This is a genomic window from Enterococcus sp. AZ079 (genome assembly GCF_050547255.1).
Classification (GTDB): Bacteria; Bacillota; Bacilli; order Lactobacillales; family Enterococcaceae; genus Enterococcus_D; species Enterococcus_D casseliflavus.
Window position 1 is genome coordinate 81,796 of sequence record NZ_CP172955.1, and the last position, 16,043, is coordinate 97,838.

Genomic DNA, 16,043 nt, shown 5'->3' on the forward strand with positions numbered 1-16,043 from the left:
ACAGGAGGAAAAACAGTCATGTATAAAGAAGACTTACTGGATAAAGACTTGAAATTGGAGTACATCTTGCTCAAATTCTTGTATTTATCGACGGGTCACATCAAAAAAAGTGATGCGTGTCGGGAATTAGAGATTACGATGCCAACCTTGACGAAACTATCAGAAAATCTTCAGCAGCAACTAAAAAATGAGAAGGTCTCTTTTGCAATCAACCGTTATACCCTTGATCTGCAAGTAAACGACAGCGTCTCATTGGATGATTTGACCGACACGTTATTGAAAAAATCTGTAAAATATCAAATCATCCATTATTTGTTTCAACATGCAGGCTATGATGCTTTCGTATTAGCCGATGAATTAAAAATAAGCGTGGGGACACTGAATCGTGTGATTGCAGAGTGCAATCAGCTGCTGCAGCATTTTGAATTAAAGATAAAGAACAAAAAGCTAGCGGGAACGATGACGCAACGCATTTATTTTTACTATAATTTTTTAAAAATGGGGGAAACAGCGATCGATTCTGTTTTGATCGATGACCTGGTGGCGGAGCTAGCGAAAAAAATAACCCTCTCGATTGCGCAACAAAAGCAGTTGAAGATCTGGCTATTTGTGATCATGAAAAAAGTCACGCCACACACAACCTTGGGAAGCTTAAGTCCGGAGGAACAAATCAAAATCAATCGCTGCCAAGAGATGCCGATTTGTCGCTTTATTCGACAGGCCTATGTGTCGAAAAAAAGCATCTGTTCAGTAGACGAAGCCAAGATCGTTCCCTTCTTTATCTGTCTATTTCTCGTTACGGTAGGAGGAATTCCTTACGAGGAGCTTCGCTTAGGGTTGTATACCAATAAAAATCCTGTTTTTGAGATTACCGATGAAGTCATGGCAGCGATCCAGTCCATTTATTGTCTTGAAGCCTCGCATACGACGATCGATATTAAAGCCAGTGTCTTCTCCTTGATCGCACAAGTCTATTACTTTCATGGGGTAAATTACTCCATTGACCGAGTCACCTTGAATTATTATCACAAGCTGTTTCACAATTCCTTGCGAGATCAAGTGATTACAGACATCCTACAACACATTATTGCACCAACCAACTTGTTTACGCCCACGAAACTCAACTACCTCAAGAAACGTCTGGTCTTTTTAATCTATCTGTTATCACCGAAAGAGGAATATCGGGTACGGATCGGGGTCTTAAATATGGGCTCCAGTCTTTTGGCAGATGCTTCCATTTACTTGTTAAAAAATGAACTAAAAGGGAAACAAAATGTAACTATTTCTCCTTACAACAATGAGGAAGAATACGATTTGCTGATTTCAAACGCCCGTGTCCCTCAACTTGGCAACAATTATGGTCAATTTTATCAAGTGACTGCCATCGGTGCCGATTTAGATGTCAATCAGGTTTCTGCGATCGTCGATCAAATTGCTTACTCTAAGTACCATTCTTTTGTGGTGTGAGCCATCACTTGTTATTTAAAAAGCAGTGAGTCAACGGATAGGTGATTCGCTGCTTTTTCAATTATCTGCGAAGGAGGGAAAGGAAAAGGAGCTTGAATTGCTCTTATCATGGATGACGGAATAAGAATAGTGATCAGTCAAGCAGCTTTCTGCTAGATAAATGTGCCCAGTATCCTTGTATAACGTATCGCAACAGAGCAGAAGACATCAAGTGTGAAAATAACAGAAGGGTTTCAAAATACTGATTTTGGAAGGATGTAAAAAAAAGACCCACATAATGATGTGAGTCTGGCATCGTTAGTTCTGATTTTCTAATTTCTCTAGAACCTTTTTGGGAATTGCGTCTTTTTCAACGCCATTCGGGCCTTTTATTGTACGCTTTTCACTGATCACCGCTTTTACATAAGAATTTGGTGTTAAGGGTTTTGCGTTATCTTCTGATAATGAAACCTCAAGGGTTTGGGTGCTGCCATCTTCTTTTACAAAGTTTAATGTGTAATCGTAAGAATACCAAGGAGACTGGTCGCCGATGCCGCTCTTACTTTCGTGTTGGACTTTAGGCGGAATCTCAGACGGGACATACGCGTAAGCTGTTTGTCCTGAGTAGGTGGATTGATAATATTCATATCCTTTGTATCCAACGAATCCTAAAAGTACGACTAAGATGAATCCGATTATTTTTTTCATATAAACCATCCTTATCCTCAAATATGGAGCTATTATAACAGAATGGTTCTATAGATGACCTTTCATCAGACGAACAGTTTTGCAAGGAGAAACGTTGCTATCCAGTCGTGAAAAAGCAGGGAACGCCGCTAGTAAAGGGTTCGATCTATAAATCCTCAGGGGATTGGTGCTTAGAGCGACTAGAAATAAGAGGGGAAGTAGACGACAAGATCTTAATTAAAAAACACAGCATGGAAAATGCTTCTTTTATGTATGCCCAGCAGCAGACAGCTTGATGAGACGTGCCGTTTGTTTTTTCACTATAGACAGGCGAAAGAGGGCGCACCAGTTTCATAAAAAACCAGCAAAGACGCTCCGTAAGAGACCGTCTTTGCTGGTTTTTTTACCGAAAATGCTTGAGAGCAGTCCATGGCAGCTTTTTATGGTTCGATTTTACTATACAAATCGAGGGCTCTTTTTCTGGCTTCGTTGTGGTCAACTATAGGCAACGGATAGTCGGTGCCTAAAACTACCTTTAGGTCGGCTTGTTCTTCGTCAGTCATCAAGTAGGGTTCATGGATGAATTTTAGCGGCAACTGGGCGAGTTCGGGAACAAATTGTTTGATAAACGTCCCATCCTTGTCGAATTTTTTCCCTTGTGTAATGGGGTTGAAAATTCGAAAGTAAGGAACCGCATCGGTGCCAGTCGAAGCTGCCCACTGCCAGCCGCCGATATTGCTGGCAGCGTCGTAGTCGATCAATTGTCGAGCAAAATAGGCTTCTCCTTGCCGCCAATCGATCAGTAAATCTTTGGTTAGAAAGGAAGCGACGATCATCCGTAGACGGTTATGCATCCAACCGGTTTGATTCAGCTGCCGCATCGCGGCATCAATGATCGGATAGCCGGTTTGCCCTGCTTGCCATTTGGTTAGCTCCTCTTCATTTTTTCGCCAATCCATGTTTCGATATTTCTCAATGAGTTCATAGTTTTTTTGTTCAGGATGGCTGAAGTAGATCATATGATAAAAATCTCGCCAAGCCAGTTCTTTTAAAAAGGTCGCTTTGCCAGTGCTTGATGGCATTCCTTGGCAAGCGGCCCAAACCTTCCGAATGGAGATTTGTCCAAAAGACAAGAAAGGGGACAGGCGGCTGGTTCCTTTGATCGAAGGGATATCACGGTCTTTTTCATAGGTGGCCAAACGCTTTTGCACAAATGCTTGCAATTGCTTGTGCGCATAGTCTTCCCCAACGATCGTTGAAAAATCGGTCTTTCTATTTTCTAGCAGCTTAGCAAGCAGCGCTGTCCCTGCTTTGAAGTGAGGGGCATCATCAAAATGAACGGCTTTTTCAAAATCGAGAGCCTGCTTTTGATACACCGGTTTGGGCAATTGAATCCATTTCTTATAGTAGGGGGTAAATTTTTTGTAGTATGTCCCATCCTCTTTGGTGACTTCTGTTGGTTGATGCAGATGATGATCTTCAAAAGAATGGACAGTGATGCCTTTTTTCTCGACCAATTCTTTTATGTAGAGATCACGTTTACGACCAAATCCACGGTTATCAAAGTTGAAGTAAAGCTGGCTCCATTCTGGATAGCAAGCGAGCAACTGATCAAAGGCTTCTGTCAAAGTCCCTGTCAATAGGTGGATCGTCAGATTTTGCTTTTTGGCAGCCTCGATAAAGTGAGCAACTGCGCTAAAAAAGTAATCATGGCTTGGCGCCTTGGGGAGAAACTGCTTGTCATTGAGATGAAATACACACAACAAATGGTCGTTTTCTTGAAGAGAAAAAAGCGCCTCAGTCAGTGCCGTGTTGTCCTCTAAGCGTAGATCCTTTCTAAACCACATCACATGAATTGCCATACAAACCTCCTTGATAATATAACCGTGCAAAAAAACGATCGGATTTCGTTTATAGTAATGGAAAGATGGGATTTATTCAAATTTGGCGATTGCGTCAGCTAACCAGAAATCTTGGCAAGCGTCCGTGATTATAGAAAGCATATGGAACAAGAAGATGCGTCGCTTTTCAATAGCCGATCTTGTAAACAAAAAAAATCGAACACAGAACAAGAGTCTGTGTTCGATTCTAGCAATCAACAAAATTATTTCATTTTCCGTTCATCTGGCACGATGTCTGCTTTTAACAACCAGATGTGGAAGAACCATTCTGCCACACCAATCAATACTGCTGGGATCAATACTAGCATCCAAATATCATTTGTATAGTCCATATAAGTCAGATACAGCCATAGGATAAGGGCTGCTGCACCGGCATCTGCGATCGTTGCCGCAATGTTACCGATCTTGCGCAAAATGACCAAGTCGCCTAACACATAGATCATCACCACAATGATCACACCGACGATCGTCGAGTCCATAAAACTGACATCGTAAATCCCTGACAACACAATCCACAAAATCGCCCAAATCATTAGTGCTTTAACAACCAACGCTTTTAGATGTTTCATTTCATACACTCCTTTTTATTATTTATTCCAAAAGCAAGAAGGTCATCTTAGTGATAACCTTCTATTTCAAGGCTATCATCTGACATTTTTTGTGTCAAAAAAAAGGATTGGTTTGGTTTTTTATACTATTTTAAGCATATTTGCTTGACGAATAGTCGTAAATAGTTTAAACACTTTAAGGAATGATCAGTGGGATCAATTTGTGAAACGAAAGAAGAATAGAGGGGATTTTGTAAGGAGATAAAGTATCGGTACAGTATTTACTGGAATCAAACAATTTAGCAAGGCAATTTAAATGGAGCGACCCGCCAAAGTCAGATTTTGATCTGCTTTTCGAGGGTCGCTTTATGCCGTCTTCTTATTTATTTTCTCCTAACAGCTCGATAATAATTGAGCCCGGTTCCTGCAAATACTACGAAACTAGCCAATAGGAACAAAAATCCTACAGGAATCAGGTAGAAATTTTCATGTAAAATGCCGGATTGATCGATGTATTCTACGGCGCTTGCTTTGATGAAGAAGCAGGCAAAGCCGAATAGTAGTAAAAATGTTCCGATCAAGGTCGTGATCAAATTGAGTTTGGCGCGTCGGGTCTCGCTGCCGTCTTTGATTAGTTTTTCAGTGATCTTGTTCACTTGGGTTCCTCCTAAAATCAATTCATCAAGCGAGAGTTCAAAAATCGTGGCGATGGCAATCAGCATTTCTAAATCTGGTAGATTGCGATTGTTTTCCCAGTTCGAAACGGCTTGTCTTGTCACGTGTAGTTGAGTGGCAAATTGTTCTTGGGTCAAGTTATTTCTCGTACGTACTTCTTTGATTTTTTCGCCAAATTCCATCTTTTCTTCCTTTCGCTGATGTGACTTAAGCATAGTCGAAACCCTCATTGGTTCCAAGAAAGCAGGGCTTGCTGCTTGATAAATCAAGGGAAAGTGGTGCTTGCGTCGCTTTTTTGTCCGCTCTTGGTTAGGGCGGGAGCCAATCATCTTTAATAATCAAAGCGATCAGCTGCTAAGTAAACGATTTGATGTGTGTTATTTTTACAATGTATCTTTTCTTTTATTATAGCATTGTGATCGAGGGGAGGGAATTGTGGGATACAGGCCTTTCGCTGCTTGATCGGTAGCTGTCCGACAGCTGTCGAGAGTATCGAGTGGGGGGGGAGCGCAACAGCAAGTTTCTTTTCTTAAAGAAAATCACTTAGTTGACAAATCGCAAAACATCTTGTTTAATATACCCCAAGGGGTATACGAAAGGAGCAAGAAATGTTTTCACTATTTAAGCGCATACCAAGTATGTCAACAGCAGATTTACAAAAAGAAGGAGCCAAAGAATGGACGGTTCTGGATGTACGCACGCCGGCGGAGTACCGCAGCGGGCACATTGCCTATGCGAAAAATGTACCGTTAAATAAGGTTGCTGGATTTACTCAAAAAGGCGACAAGAAACTGGCAGTCATTTGCCAATCGGGGATGCGAAGCAAACAAGCAGCCAAAATCCTAAGTAAAAAAGGTTTTGATGTGGTCAACGTTCGTGGCGGCATGAATCAATGGCGCGGAACAACCAAAGGAGGAAAGTAATGATGGAAAAAATAGTTATTGTCGGTGGGGTAGCAGGGGGAATGTCGGCAGCCACGCGCTTACGTCGGCTTAAAGAAGCAGCGGAGATCATTGTTTTTGAAAAAGGTCCTTTTGTCTCTTTTGCGAATTGCGGGCTGCCGTATGCAATTTCTGGTGAGATCAAAGAGCGAGATGCCCTATTGGTCCAAACACCTGAAGCATTAAAGAAACGGTTCAACTTAGATGTGCGACCTTTTCATGAGGTACTGGCGATCCAGCCAGAGGAGAAAACGGTGACGGTCAAACATGGCGAACACGTCTTCACGGAATCTTATGATGCGTTGATTTTATCGCCGGGGGCAAAACCGCTAGTACCAGCGATCAAAGGGCTAGAAGAAGCAACCAACGCCTTTTCTTTGCGCAATGTTCCTGACTTAGACCAAATCATGGCGCATCTTGAAGACAAAAAGCCTCAAAAAGCGACGATCATTGGCGCTGGGTTTATTGGGTTAGAAGTCGCTGAAAATTTACATAAAAAAGGCCTCGAAGTAACGATCGTAGAAAAAGCACCCCACGTATTGCCACCTTTGGACGAAGAAATGGCTGCGTATGTCAAAAATGAATTGATCAAGCAAGGGGTCAAAGTTTTGACCTCGCAGTCAGCGACCGCTTTTGAAAAAGCAGGGCAAGAAATCGTTCTGGAAGATGGCACGGTCCTGGCTTCAGATGTCACGATTCTTTCGGTTGGTGTCCAACCAGAAACGGATTTGGCGAAACGTGCTGGTATTGAATTGGGACACCGGGGGGGTATCCTAGTAGATGAGCAATACCAAACCAGCAAGAAAGATATTTACGCGGTGGGTGATGCCATCGTTGTGAAACAACAAATCACCAACGAAGATACGCTGATCTCCCTGGCGTCACCAGCCAATCGCCAAGGTCGGCAAGTAGCCGATGTGTTGGGTGGACTGGCTCGCAAAAACAAAGGCAGTATCGGGACGGCGATCGTGCGCGTATTCGATCTTGCAGCAGCTTCCACAGGGTTAAGTGAGCGCAGCGCCAAACTGGCAGGGCTAAATCCCCAGGTGGTTCATCTTTCAGGCAAAGACCATGCAGGGTATTATCCTGATGCGACGGATATTTATTTGAAACTGATTTTTGATGCGAATAATGGAAAAATCTACGGTGCGCAAGGCATCGGTGCCAAAGGGGTCGATAAACGGATCGATATATTGGCAACAGTGATCAAAGGCGGTTTAACGATCTTTGACTTGCCTGAACTGGAATTCACCTATGCACCGCCTTTTGGCTCAGCCAAAGATCCAGTGAATATGCTTGGCTATGCAGCGATCAATCTAGCGGAAGGAATCAGTGAGAATATTCAGTGGCACGAATTGACGGATGCCTTAGAAAACGGTAAGCAGTTGTTGGATGTTCGTTCAGAGATGGAATTAGCCAATAATGGACGTTTTCAACAAGCGCTCCACATTCCGTTAGATGAATTGAGGGATCGGTTGTCTGAATTGGATCCAAGCGTTTCGTATGTCGTTACGTGTCATAGCGGATTGAGAAGCTACATTGCCGAACGCATCTTAAAACAAGCGGGCATCAATTGTCAAAACCTCGATGGTGCCTTTTCGTTGTATAATACTATTAAGCCGGAGATGATTATTCATGATTAAAGCAATATCTATGGAGGAATTTGCCCAAAAAGAAAAACGTGAACCACTTGAGATCCTTGATGTCAGAGAAGTCGATGAGTTTGCACAAGGACACATCAAAACAGCACAAAACCTACCGTTGAGCGAGCTGACAGAACAAATCAGCGACTTAGAGAAGGATAAAAACTACTATGTCATCTGTCATTCAGGGGCTCGTTCGCAAATGGCATCTGAGTTTTTGAGTCAGCAAGGGTTTCAAGTGACCAATGTCCTCGGCGGCATGTCAGCATGGAGAGGAGAAATCAAACGATGACCGCATGCAACAAAGATATTTTGAATCGGTTAAAACGAACCGAAGGCCAGTTGCGGGGGATTCAAAAAATGATCGAAGACGAGAAAGAATGCGTCGATGTAATCACGCAATTGTCCGCCGTCAGTTCCAGTGTTAACCGTATTATGGGGATCATTGTCGCTGAAAATTTGAAAAATTGTTTGGAAAATCCAGACAGCGACACGGAAACCCAAAAGCAGAAAATCGATCAAGCCGTTCAGCTGATCGTGAAGAAATAACGGGATTTTTGAAAGGTTTGTCGTGTTTTTTCATTTGAAAGAGTTTTTTGTCAACCAGTTGAAGATTCGAAGCTGACCGCAAAAGAAGGGAAATACCTATTTTGCGGTTTTTTCTACATTAAAAAAATGATTGCGTTTTCTTTTTTTGGGTGCTATGATTAATTTAAGAAATAAATAATGATTTTTTTTATGTGTATGTGACTGTACGGCAGGCAAGGCATAATAAAATCAATTTTGCGAAGGTTCGCAGATTTGATTTTATTATGCCTTTTTTTACGCTTAGAAAGACTAACTATATAGAGTCAAGTGAAAATTAGCTAAATCAAAAAAATATTTTATAACAGTTAAGTCCAAAAAATGAGTACAACAAATAGACCTTTCACTATTAGATTTTTTTGATTGTTCAATAGCTAATCGGAAACAATCTTATAAGGTTCATTTTTAGTTAAAATAGCATGAATCACATAACAAAGCTTACGAGAAACAGCACCTAAGGCCGTCAGATGATGCTTTCCCTCAGAAATTTTTTTCTGATAAAACGCGCGAAAAACAGGATCACATTGAGAAGCAACTAGAGCAGCTGAAAACAAGGCTTTTCGTAAGTATGGAGATCCACGCTTGCTCATAACATTATGTGTTGCTTCGTATTGCCCAGATTGGGACACAGACGCGTCTATGCCAGCATAAGCAACCAGTTTTTTCGGATTAGAAAATTTGCGAATGTCTCCAATTTCACCAAGAATTGTCGCGCCATTTATAGGGCCGATTCCAGGGATTGTGAGAATAACAGAGTCTAAATTACTCATTATGCGCTTAATTTCTTTTTCAGTTTCTTTTACTTGGCTTTCGATGAATTTCAATTGTTCAATCATGGAGCGTAATTGAAATGTAAAAGCTTCTTGAGCAAATTTCACTCCAAAGGAGTTAGAAGCTGCTTGCTTCAATTGATCTGCTTTCTCTGGCTTTATTCGGTTCCTGCTTAACTCAGCTAAGTATTGAGCCAACGTTTCTGCCGAAATTTCTTCTAGCTCTATAGGAGAACTAAACTCAAGCAATAACTCTTTAGACGCTTTTCCGAAAATACCTTGTTTAGAAAAAATTGATGCATATTCAGGAAACACTTGATCTAGTACAGCTATGATTTTTCGTTTGAAGTCGCTTGCGGTACCTACTAAATAGGTTCGGTAACGTGAAAGTTGTTTTAACGAAAAAACATTTTCATCAGACAATACTGTTTCTACAAAGGAACCATAACGCATCAAGTCAGCAATCAAAACAGAATCAATAATATCATTTTTTCGTTTTCTGATTTCTGTTCCTTTGCGCCAGCCATCGGTTTGAAGAGGATTCACAACGTGAATCAAAAAGTCTGATTCGTGGAGGTATGAAAAGATGGAGAGCCAATAATGACCCGTAGCTTCCATTCCGACAATAAAGTCAGCGGGAGTCTCTGAATATTTTGAAAGCCGCTCAATCAGGGAATCAGCTCCTTCAGTAGTGTTAGGGAAAGAAAAACCTTTTAGGATCACTTTACCTTCTTCACTCATTAAAGAAGCCACGTGAGTTCGCTTGCCGATATCAATTCCTAAGAAGTACATACATTTGACCTTTCTAAAAAAATATTTTGGATTGAAACCCGCTCAACTGAAAAGCGTCACTACCTTGTACGAGATACGGAGTAAAGCAAAAACTTTCAACATCTAACTCATACGTAATCCACTTATCAGAGAGAGGTGCCAGTCTTTCGATTACGAGCTTCAAAACTCAAGGAGGCAACGGCATAGCCTCTCAATCCAATAAATATATTATCTCAAAATGAATGAGTTAATACCAAATTAAAATAACGATGGTTCATAGGGTTATCCAATCAAAACCGGAAGGTTAAAACCCTAACTCTAATATACAAGGAGGAAGGAGAAGAATACATGTATTTGATTAAGAAGGTTTTGAATGTGAACGTTATTATTGTTGAGAAAGACAACAAAGATGTTATTGCTTTTGGCAAAGGTATCGGTTATCAGCAAAAGAAGGGTCAATTGATTTCGGAAGAGAAAATCTCTAAATTTTATCTTCCGATTGAAGATAATCGAATGGAGTCCTTGATCACGTTTATGAACAATGTACCTGTAAAGTATATCGAGCTAGCGTATGAAGTCATCCAAGAAGCGGAGAAATATCTAGATACGGAGTTATCTGCTAATACACTCTTTTCACTAACCGATCATATTTATTTTACTGTCGAGAGGATCAGAGACAATGTCATTATGACTTCTTCAATGTATTGGGAGTTCAAACGATTTTACCCGGAAGAATTTCAGGCTGCTCAAAAAGGTGTTGCCATTATTGAAAAAGCACTTGGTGTTTCTTTGAATGAACAAGAAGCAGCGAACATTACTTTCCATATTATTAACGGAAATAGTCGCTCATCAATTCATGCTAATGCTATCCAAATTACAAAAATCGTGACAAATATTTTAAAGTCTGTACAAATGTTGGTGAAGAAAAAATTGGATAGCCACAGTCTGCACTATGAGCGTCTGGTTACACATGCCAAATTTTTTGCAGAACGCTATTTAACGAACACGATGTTAAACAATGATGCAGTTCTAATAAAGACAGTTTCTACGCTATATCAAGAATCGATGGCCTATAGTCAGCGAATAAAACGGACGTTAGAAGAAATCTATGAGAAACCAATCACTGAAGAAGAAATTGCGTATTTAGCCATTCATATTAATAGACTATTACTATCACAAAATGAGGAGTGAACCAAATGGTTGATAAAAAGAAAGAATCAGTAGACAAAATCATTCAATCGATCGGTGGAGAGAAAAATATTAACGCGGTCTATCATTGTGCAACTCGCCTTCGCTTCCAGTTAAAAGATACCACGCAATTCAATCAAGCACAGGCGAAGGAAATTCCAGGAGTATTAGGAACCAAATTGACCGGAGATGAAGTACAATTTGTGATTGGTGGAGAAGTAGGCAATTACTATTCGACTGTAATCAATCAGTATAAAATCACGGAAAAAAACAGTGATGAAGCTGCAGATACATCTAAAAACGGACTTGTGAAACGAATCATCGAAAACATTGTTGGTGTAATGGCGCCAATCATTACTGCATTGATCGGATTTGGTTTAATCCGGGCGGTTCTAGCTTTACTGGTCCTTTTGGGATTGAGTAGAGAAAGTTTAAATTATCAAATCATCAATATGATGGGAGACGCTGCCTTTTACTTTTTGCCTTTTTTAATTGCGGCTAGTGCGGCAAGGCAATTCAAAACCAATCTTTATTTAGCATTGGGGATCACAGGTGTCTTATTACATCCAACTTTTCAGAGTCTGGTTGCCTCGGATGTTTCTATGCAGCTGTTTGGGCTTCCGATACGTGAAGCCGCTTATTCAGGAACGGTTATCCCCATCATCTTGATTGTCTGGGTTATGAGTTATGTTGATCGTTTATCTGAAAAGATCATTCCGAGTGTTTTAAAAACCATGTTGAAGCCGCTTTTCATCGTGATCATCATGGCTCCGCTAGCACTGATGATCTTAGGACCTATCGGCGCGATTTTTGGAGATGGATTATTCTTTGTTGTGGATTATCTGCGAGTGACTGTTCCGTGGCTCGTTCCAACACTGATGGGCATCTTCACGCCTTTATTAGTAATGGTTGGTATGCACACGGCTTTGACTCCGATTGCGCAAGTCTCCTTTTCAACCGTAGGATTTGAGATCGTCCAAGGACCAGGTATGTTAGCAAGCAACATTTCGCAAGCGGGGGCCGCCTTTGGGGTATTTGTTAAAACCAAAGATAAACAGATGAAACAAATTGCTTTTTCCAGCGGTATCACGGCGCTGTCTGGTATCACGGAACCTGCACTGTACGGGGTTAACTTGAAACTGAAAAAACCGCTGATTTATGTGATGATTTCAGGTGGAATTGCTGGTTTTTATGCGGGGATCAGCGGACTAGTCCGCTATTCATTCGGATCGCCGGGACTTTTGACCTTGCCGGTATTTTTCGGAGAGGATGCCTCTAATATTGTAAAAGCAGCCATAACATTGGCGTTAGCTTTTTCGATATCGTTTGTTTTGACAGTCATTTTTGGTTTTGAAGAGGGTACTGAAGAAGATATGAAAACGTTGGATAAACCTTCACCGATTGCTTCAGAAAAACGGACAGCGGCTGAAGAAGCATTGATTCAAGGCTTCGTCCGCGGCAACGTTTTGCCGCTGAGTGAAGTAGCTGACGAGGTTTTTGCTACCGAACAAATGGGACCAGGGCTAGCGATCGATCCTGTGTCAGGAGAATTCCATTCACCGATTGAAGGCACGATAACAACTGTCTTTCCAACAAAACATGCCATCGGGTTGCGACATGATAATGGATTAGAAATGTTACTGCATATTGGATTAGATACAGTGAAACTGGATGGAGACGGATTTGAACTTTTTATTGAGGAAGGTCAGCGAGTAAAGGCGGGTGATTTGCTGGCCCGTGTTGATATTGATTTTATCAAGTCTAAAGGCTATGATCCAACTTCTGTTTTGATTTTTATGAACAATCAGAATGAACCGGTATTTTTAGAGCACGATGAATTGATTGATTGCTCGAATAAATTAGTAACAATTATTTAGAAGAAAGAAGGGGAAAAAATGAAAGCAAAATTTCCAGATGGATTTTATTGGGGCGGGGCGACAGCTGCCAATCAATTAGAAGGAGCATATCAAGCGGATGGCAAAGGAATGTCAATCAGTGATCTGCTTCTGGGAGGCGATATGAACACGCCTCGGCGAATCACCACAGAAATTGAAGAAGGTGCTTTTTATCCAAGTCATGAGGCGATTGATCATTTTCATCGATACAAAGAGGATATTGCTTTATTTGCAGAAATGGGATTTAAGCTATATCGCTTTTCTATCGCATGGACTCGTATTTTTCCGACCGGTTTAGAGAAAGTGCCAAATGAAGAAGGGTTAAAGTTTTACGATGATCTGATCGCAGAATTAAAGAAGTACGAGATAGAACCGATGGTCTCATTGTCTCATTATGAATCACCGATAGAAATGACAAAACAGTTCAATGGCTGGGAAAGCAGAGAAATGATTGAATCGTATGAAAGATTCGCCAAGACGGTCATTGATCGTTATCAAGATGATGTGAAATATTGGCTAACATTCAATGAAATCAATATTTTATCCAGGGATGTAGGGGTGGGTACGTATTTAGGTGGAGGAATGTATCCAAAAGATATTGATGATTTTTTGAATACTCAAAATATCGATAACAGTCAGCAACGGTTTCAGGCACTCCACCACCAATTCGTTGCAAGTGCCCGAGTCATTAAATACGCAAAAAGTCTACACAAAAATTTGCAAATGGGCTGTATGATTGCCTATCGAATGATTTATCCGTTGTCTTCTCATCCAGAGGATATTCGCTTCGCACAAGAGATGACTAATATCAGTAATTTTTACTGTGGTGATGTTCAAGTGAAAGGGCGCTATCCATATTTTGCTAAAAAGTTTTGGCAAGATAGAGGGATCGATCTTACTATCGAAGCAGGAGATTTAGAAGTACTGAAAGAGGGCACTGTTGATTTCTATACGTTTTCTTACTACCAATCTTCCACTGTGACTAAAGTAAATAATCAAGCCGAAAAGCAAACGGGGAATTTTTTCAATGGGGTTAAAAATCCGCATCTTACAGCGAGTGAATGGGGCTGGGAAATTGATCCATTAGGATTACGCATCGCGTTAAATCAAATTTATGAGCGCTATGAAATTCCCTTGATGGTGGTCGAAAATGGGTTAGGTGCAATGGATACCCTAATTGAAAAAAATGGTGAATATACAGTCGAGGATGATTATCGTATCGACTATTTACGAAGACATATTAAGGCAATGGCTGATACTATTGCAGATGGCGTTGATCTTATCGGCTATACTTCTTGGGGGCCCATCGACCTTGTTTCAGCAGGAACTGGACAAATGGCAAAACGCTACGGGTTTATTTATGTAGACAAGCATGACGATGGGACTGGCTCGTTGGCTCGCTATAAGAAAAAGTCCTTTTATTGGTATAAAAAAGTGATTCAATCAAATGGGGAAGGAATTAATTAGAAAATCGCAAGCTAAAGTAATTACAGAAAAAAGCGAAGGTGCTGCTGAGCCTTCGCTTTTTCGTCGCCTACAATTGGACAGGGGGATTAATTGTGGCTGACTTCCTCGTAAAAAATGGCGTTGCGTTCTGCAATCAGTTGGGTTTCCCTTCGCTCTAATTCAAGAAAGGTTTCATCTGCCAGCAATTCGGCAGCAGAGTAGCCGGCAGCCAAGAAATTTTCGGCATAGGTCAATTTTTGATTCGTAATGTTTCTTCGTTGCTCGGCAATGACGAGTAGCTGTTTTACATTCATATATACACTCCATTCTTTTATAAAAAGCAAGTACTAAAAGAGGACAGCTAAGGCAGTACTTGCAAGTCAACGGTGAAGGTAGGGCTGCGCGCTTGTTTGGCTATTCATCGTTCATGAGGAAAACGTCCGGTTTGTTTCTGATCAAACGGGTTTATACGGAAGCTTTGTACTAAGTATAAAAAAATTTCCCCCGAAGCAACAGAACCTAGTCGTTTACATAAAGCAACCATTGGTTTACATTCTTTGGACAAGCGGGTGTTACAAGAAAATCAAGTAATTTTTCCAAGAAAACGGTGGGATTTGACGACAAAAAAACCTGCGACCAGCTTGAAGCGGTCGCAGGTTTCTTAGATTAGTAGAAATAGCTTAAACGGTTTGTTTTGCTGGGCGCAGCAAGACTTCGCTGATCGCCACATGTTTGGGCTGTTGAATGGCATAAACCACTGCATTTGCTACATCTTCTGGCGTTAGGCTGTTGCCTTCTACGCGAGAGGTTTCTTTCAAGGCTGCTTCTAGTTGAGCATTGCCGACGGTTTCAAACAATTCCGTGGAGACCATTCCTGGAGAGACGATGGTGGAGCGAATGCCATGTTCACGTTCTTCTTGTCGCAAGCCTTCCATGATTGCACGAACTGCAAACTTTGTCCCGTTGTACACGGCAGAACCTGGGTAAATGACATGTCCGGCAACTGAGTCAGTGGCGATGATCAAACCGTCTTGCTGTTTTTGCATGATGGGCAACACAGCGCCGATCCCGTTCAATACCCCCATGATATTGATATCCAGCATTTTTTGCCAGCTGTCATAGTTCAACTCTGCCAAGTTTCCTTGAGGCATGATGCCAGCATTATTGAAAAGGACATCAATCCGACCAAAGGAGGTCATGGCTAAATCAATGACTTGTTGGACTTGTTCGCGATTGGTGACATCAGCTGTTTGATACAAGACATTTTCTCCTAATTTTTCAGCCAGTGCTTTGATGCGCTCTTCACGGCGGGCAGCGATCACTACTTTTGCCCCCTTGCTCGGCTAGTTTAACGGCAGTTGCTTCCCCAATTCCTGAAGATGCTCCCATAATTACGATAACTTTTTCTTTGATTTCTGTCATTTGTATTTCCTCCAATGAATGATTTTTTCAGCGAATCCTGCTACTGCCAATGGTGAACCTGTGAGACGATAGGTGATTGACAGTACAGTGCTTGCGGTGTATTTTAATTGTAGAACCTGAAGTTA

At 41.3% G+C, this 16,043-nt stretch carries 14 protein-coding genes and 1 pseudogene; 8 read left to right on the plus strand and 7 right to left on the minus strand.

What is annotated here, in order from left to right; all coding sequences use genetic code 11:
• Window positions 1-18: 18 nt before the first annotated feature.
• Window positions 19-1,467 (plus strand): helix-turn-helix domain-containing protein, encoded by a 1,449-nt coding sequence (locus tag IGJ15_RS00390; RefSeq protein WP_010748935.1) that lies wholly within the window; start codon window positions 19-21, stop codon window positions 1,465-1,467.
• 297 nt (window positions 1,468-1,764) lie between these two features.
• On the opposite strand, the gene IGJ15_RS00395 is transcribed toward IGJ15_RS00390, so the two are convergent.
• The 4 genes from IGJ15_RS00395 to IGJ15_RS00410 all read right to left on the minus strand — a co-directional run bounded on the left by IGJ15_RS00395 (window position 1,765) and on the right by IGJ15_RS00410 (window position 5,439).
• A complete protein-coding gene (locus tag IGJ15_RS00395; protein ID WP_010748936.1) occupies window positions 1,765-2,163 on the minus strand; it encodes a YxeA family protein in 399 nt (132 codons plus the stop codon).
• Between the two features lie 410 nt (window positions 2,164-2,573).
• On the minus strand, window positions 2,574-3,995 hold the full coding sequence (locus IGJ15_RS00400; RefSeq protein ID WP_194186268.1) for a cryptochrome/photolyase family protein: 1,422 nt from the start codon (window positions 3,993-3,995) through the stop codon (window positions 2,574-2,576).
• Window positions 3,996-4,237: 242 nt separating this feature from the next.
• Entirely contained in the window at window positions 4,238-4,603 is a 366-nt protein-coding gene (locus IGJ15_RS00405) for a DUF2512 family protein (RefSeq protein ID WP_010748938.1), read from the minus strand.
• A 362-nt stretch (window positions 4,604-4,965) separates the two neighbouring features.
• Complete coding sequence (locus tag IGJ15_RS00410) at window positions 4,966-5,439, minus strand: DUF3955 domain-containing protein (protein ID WP_051095338.1); 474 nt, start codon at window positions 5,437-5,439, stop codon at window positions 4,966-4,968.
• A 426-nt stretch (window positions 5,440-5,865) separates the two neighbouring features.
• On the opposite strand from IGJ15_RS00410, the gene IGJ15_RS00415 reads away from it, so the two are divergent.
• The 4 genes from IGJ15_RS00415 to IGJ15_RS00430 are packed head-to-tail and all read left to right on the plus strand — an operon-like array spanning window position 5,866 to window position 8,390.
• Complete coding sequence (locus IGJ15_RS00415) at window positions 5,866-6,180, plus strand: rhodanese-like domain-containing protein (protein WP_010748940.1); 315 nt, start codon at window positions 5,866-5,868, stop codon at window positions 6,178-6,180.
• A gap of 2 nt (window positions 6,181-6,182) precedes the next feature.
• The gene (locus tag IGJ15_RS00420) at window positions 6,183-7,841 is read left to right on the plus strand and encodes an FAD-dependent oxidoreductase (RefSeq protein ID WP_034696253.1); all 1,659 of its coding nucleotides are present in this window, start codon (window positions 6,183-6,185) and stop codon (window positions 7,839-7,841) included.
• On the plus strand, window positions 7,834-8,133 hold the full coding sequence (locus tag IGJ15_RS00425) for a rhodanese-like domain-containing protein (RefSeq protein WP_010748942.1): 300 nt from the start codon (window positions 7,834-7,836) through the stop codon (window positions 8,131-8,133). Before IGJ15_RS00420 ends, IGJ15_RS00425 begins: the two co-directional genes overlap by 8 nt.
• On the plus strand, window positions 8,130-8,390 hold the full coding sequence (locus IGJ15_RS00430) for a metal-sensitive transcriptional regulator (protein WP_005230585.1): 261 nt from the start codon (window positions 8,130-8,132) through the stop codon (window positions 8,388-8,390). The genes IGJ15_RS00425 and IGJ15_RS00430 overlap by 4 nt, the downstream gene beginning before the upstream one ends.
• 410 nt (window positions 8,391-8,800) lie before the next feature.
• On the opposite strand, the gene IGJ15_RS00435 is transcribed toward IGJ15_RS00430, so the two are convergent.
• A complete protein-coding gene (locus IGJ15_RS00435; protein WP_010748508.1) occupies window positions 8,801-9,988 on the minus strand; it encodes an IS110 family transposase in 1,188 nt (395 codons plus the stop codon).
• Between the two features lie 327 nt (window positions 9,989-10,315).
• On the opposite strand from IGJ15_RS00435, the gene IGJ15_RS00440 reads away from it, so the two are divergent.
• The 3 genes from IGJ15_RS00440 to IGJ15_RS00450 are packed head-to-tail and all read left to right on the plus strand — an operon-like array spanning window position 10,316 to window position 14,517.
• On the plus strand, window positions 10,316-11,158 hold the full coding sequence (locus IGJ15_RS00440) for a PRD domain-containing protein (RefSeq protein ID WP_010748943.1): 843 nt from the start codon (window positions 10,316-10,318) through the stop codon (window positions 11,156-11,158).
• A gap of 5 nt (window positions 11,159-11,163) precedes the next feature.
• Window positions 11,164-13,032: a beta-glucoside-specific PTS transporter subunit IIABC gene (locus IGJ15_RS00445; RefSeq protein WP_010748944.1), complete on the plus strand. Its 1,869-nt coding sequence runs from the start codon at window positions 11,164-11,166 to the stop codon at window positions 13,030-13,032.
• Window positions 13,033-13,050: 18 nt separating this feature from the next.
• A complete protein-coding gene (locus IGJ15_RS00450) occupies window positions 13,051-14,517 on the plus strand; it encodes a glycoside hydrolase family 1 protein (protein ID WP_010748945.1) in 1,467 nt (488 codons plus the stop codon).
• An 86-nt stretch (window positions 14,518-14,603) separates the two neighbouring features.
• Here the strand turns inward: IGJ15_RS00450 and IGJ15_RS00455 are convergent, their stop codons facing one another.
• Together IGJ15_RS00455 and IGJ15_RS00460 are read right to left on the minus strand one after the other, a co-directional pair.
• Window positions 14,604-14,810, minus strand: a complete 207-nt coding sequence (locus tag IGJ15_RS00455) for a hypothetical protein (RefSeq protein ID WP_008380254.1) — start codon at window positions 14,808-14,810, stop codon at window positions 14,604-14,606.
• 366 nt (window positions 14,811-15,176) lie between these two features.
• Window positions 15,177-15,918 (minus strand): annotated as a pseudogene (locus IGJ15_RS00460) (SDR family oxidoreductase).
• Window positions 15,919-16,043: the final 125 nt, after the last annotated feature.

Excerpts from the sequence above, each read along its gene's own strand:
- IGJ15_RS00390 (WP_010748935.1), top strand. The coding sequence starts at position 19 with ATGTATAAAGAAGACTTACTGGATAAAGACTTGAAATTGGAGTACATC.
- IGJ15_RS00395 (WP_010748936.1), bottom strand. The coding sequence starts at position 2,163 with ATGGTTTATATGAAAAAAATAATCGGATTCATCTTAGTCGTACTTTTA.
- IGJ15_RS00400 (WP_194186268.1), bottom strand. The coding sequence starts at position 3,995 with ATGGCAATTCATGTGATGTGGTTTAGAAAGGATCTACGCTTAGAGGAC.
- IGJ15_RS00405 (WP_010748938.1), bottom strand. The coding sequence starts at position 4,603 with ATGAAACATCTAAAAGCGTTGGTTGTTAAAGCACTAATGATTTGGGCG.
- IGJ15_RS00410 (WP_051095338.1), bottom strand. The coding sequence starts at position 5,439 with ATGGAATTTGGCGAAAAAATCAAAGAAGTACGTACGAGAAATAACTTG.
- IGJ15_RS00415 (WP_010748940.1), top strand. The coding sequence starts at position 5,866 with ATGTTTTCACTATTTAAGCGCATACCAAGTATGTCAACAGCAGATTTA.
- IGJ15_RS00420 (WP_034696253.1), top strand. The coding sequence starts at position 6,183 with ATGGAAAAAATAGTTATTGTCGGTGGGGTAGCAGGGGGAATGTCGGCA.
- IGJ15_RS00425 (WP_010748942.1), top strand. The coding sequence starts at position 7,834 with ATGATTAAAGCAATATCTATGGAGGAATTTGCCCAAAAAGAAAAACGT.
- IGJ15_RS00430 (WP_005230585.1), top strand. The coding sequence starts at position 8,130 with ATGACCGCATGCAACAAAGATATTTTGAATCGGTTAAAACGAACCGAA.
- IGJ15_RS00435 (WP_010748508.1), bottom strand. The coding sequence starts at position 9,988 with ATGTACTTCTTAGGAATTGATATCGGCAAGCGAACTCACGTGGCTTCT.
- IGJ15_RS00440 (WP_010748943.1), top strand. The coding sequence starts at position 10,316 with ATGTATTTGATTAAGAAGGTTTTGAATGTGAACGTTATTATTGTTGAG.
- IGJ15_RS00445 (WP_010748944.1), top strand. The coding sequence starts at position 11,164 with ATGGTTGATAAAAAGAAAGAATCAGTAGACAAAATCATTCAATCGATC.
- IGJ15_RS00450 (WP_010748945.1), top strand. The coding sequence starts at position 13,051 with ATGAAAGCAAAATTTCCAGATGGATTTTATTGGGGCGGGGCGACAGCT.
- IGJ15_RS00455 (WP_008380254.1), bottom strand. The coding sequence starts at position 14,810 with ATGAATGTAAAACAGCTACTCGTCATTGCCGAGCAACGAAGAAACATT.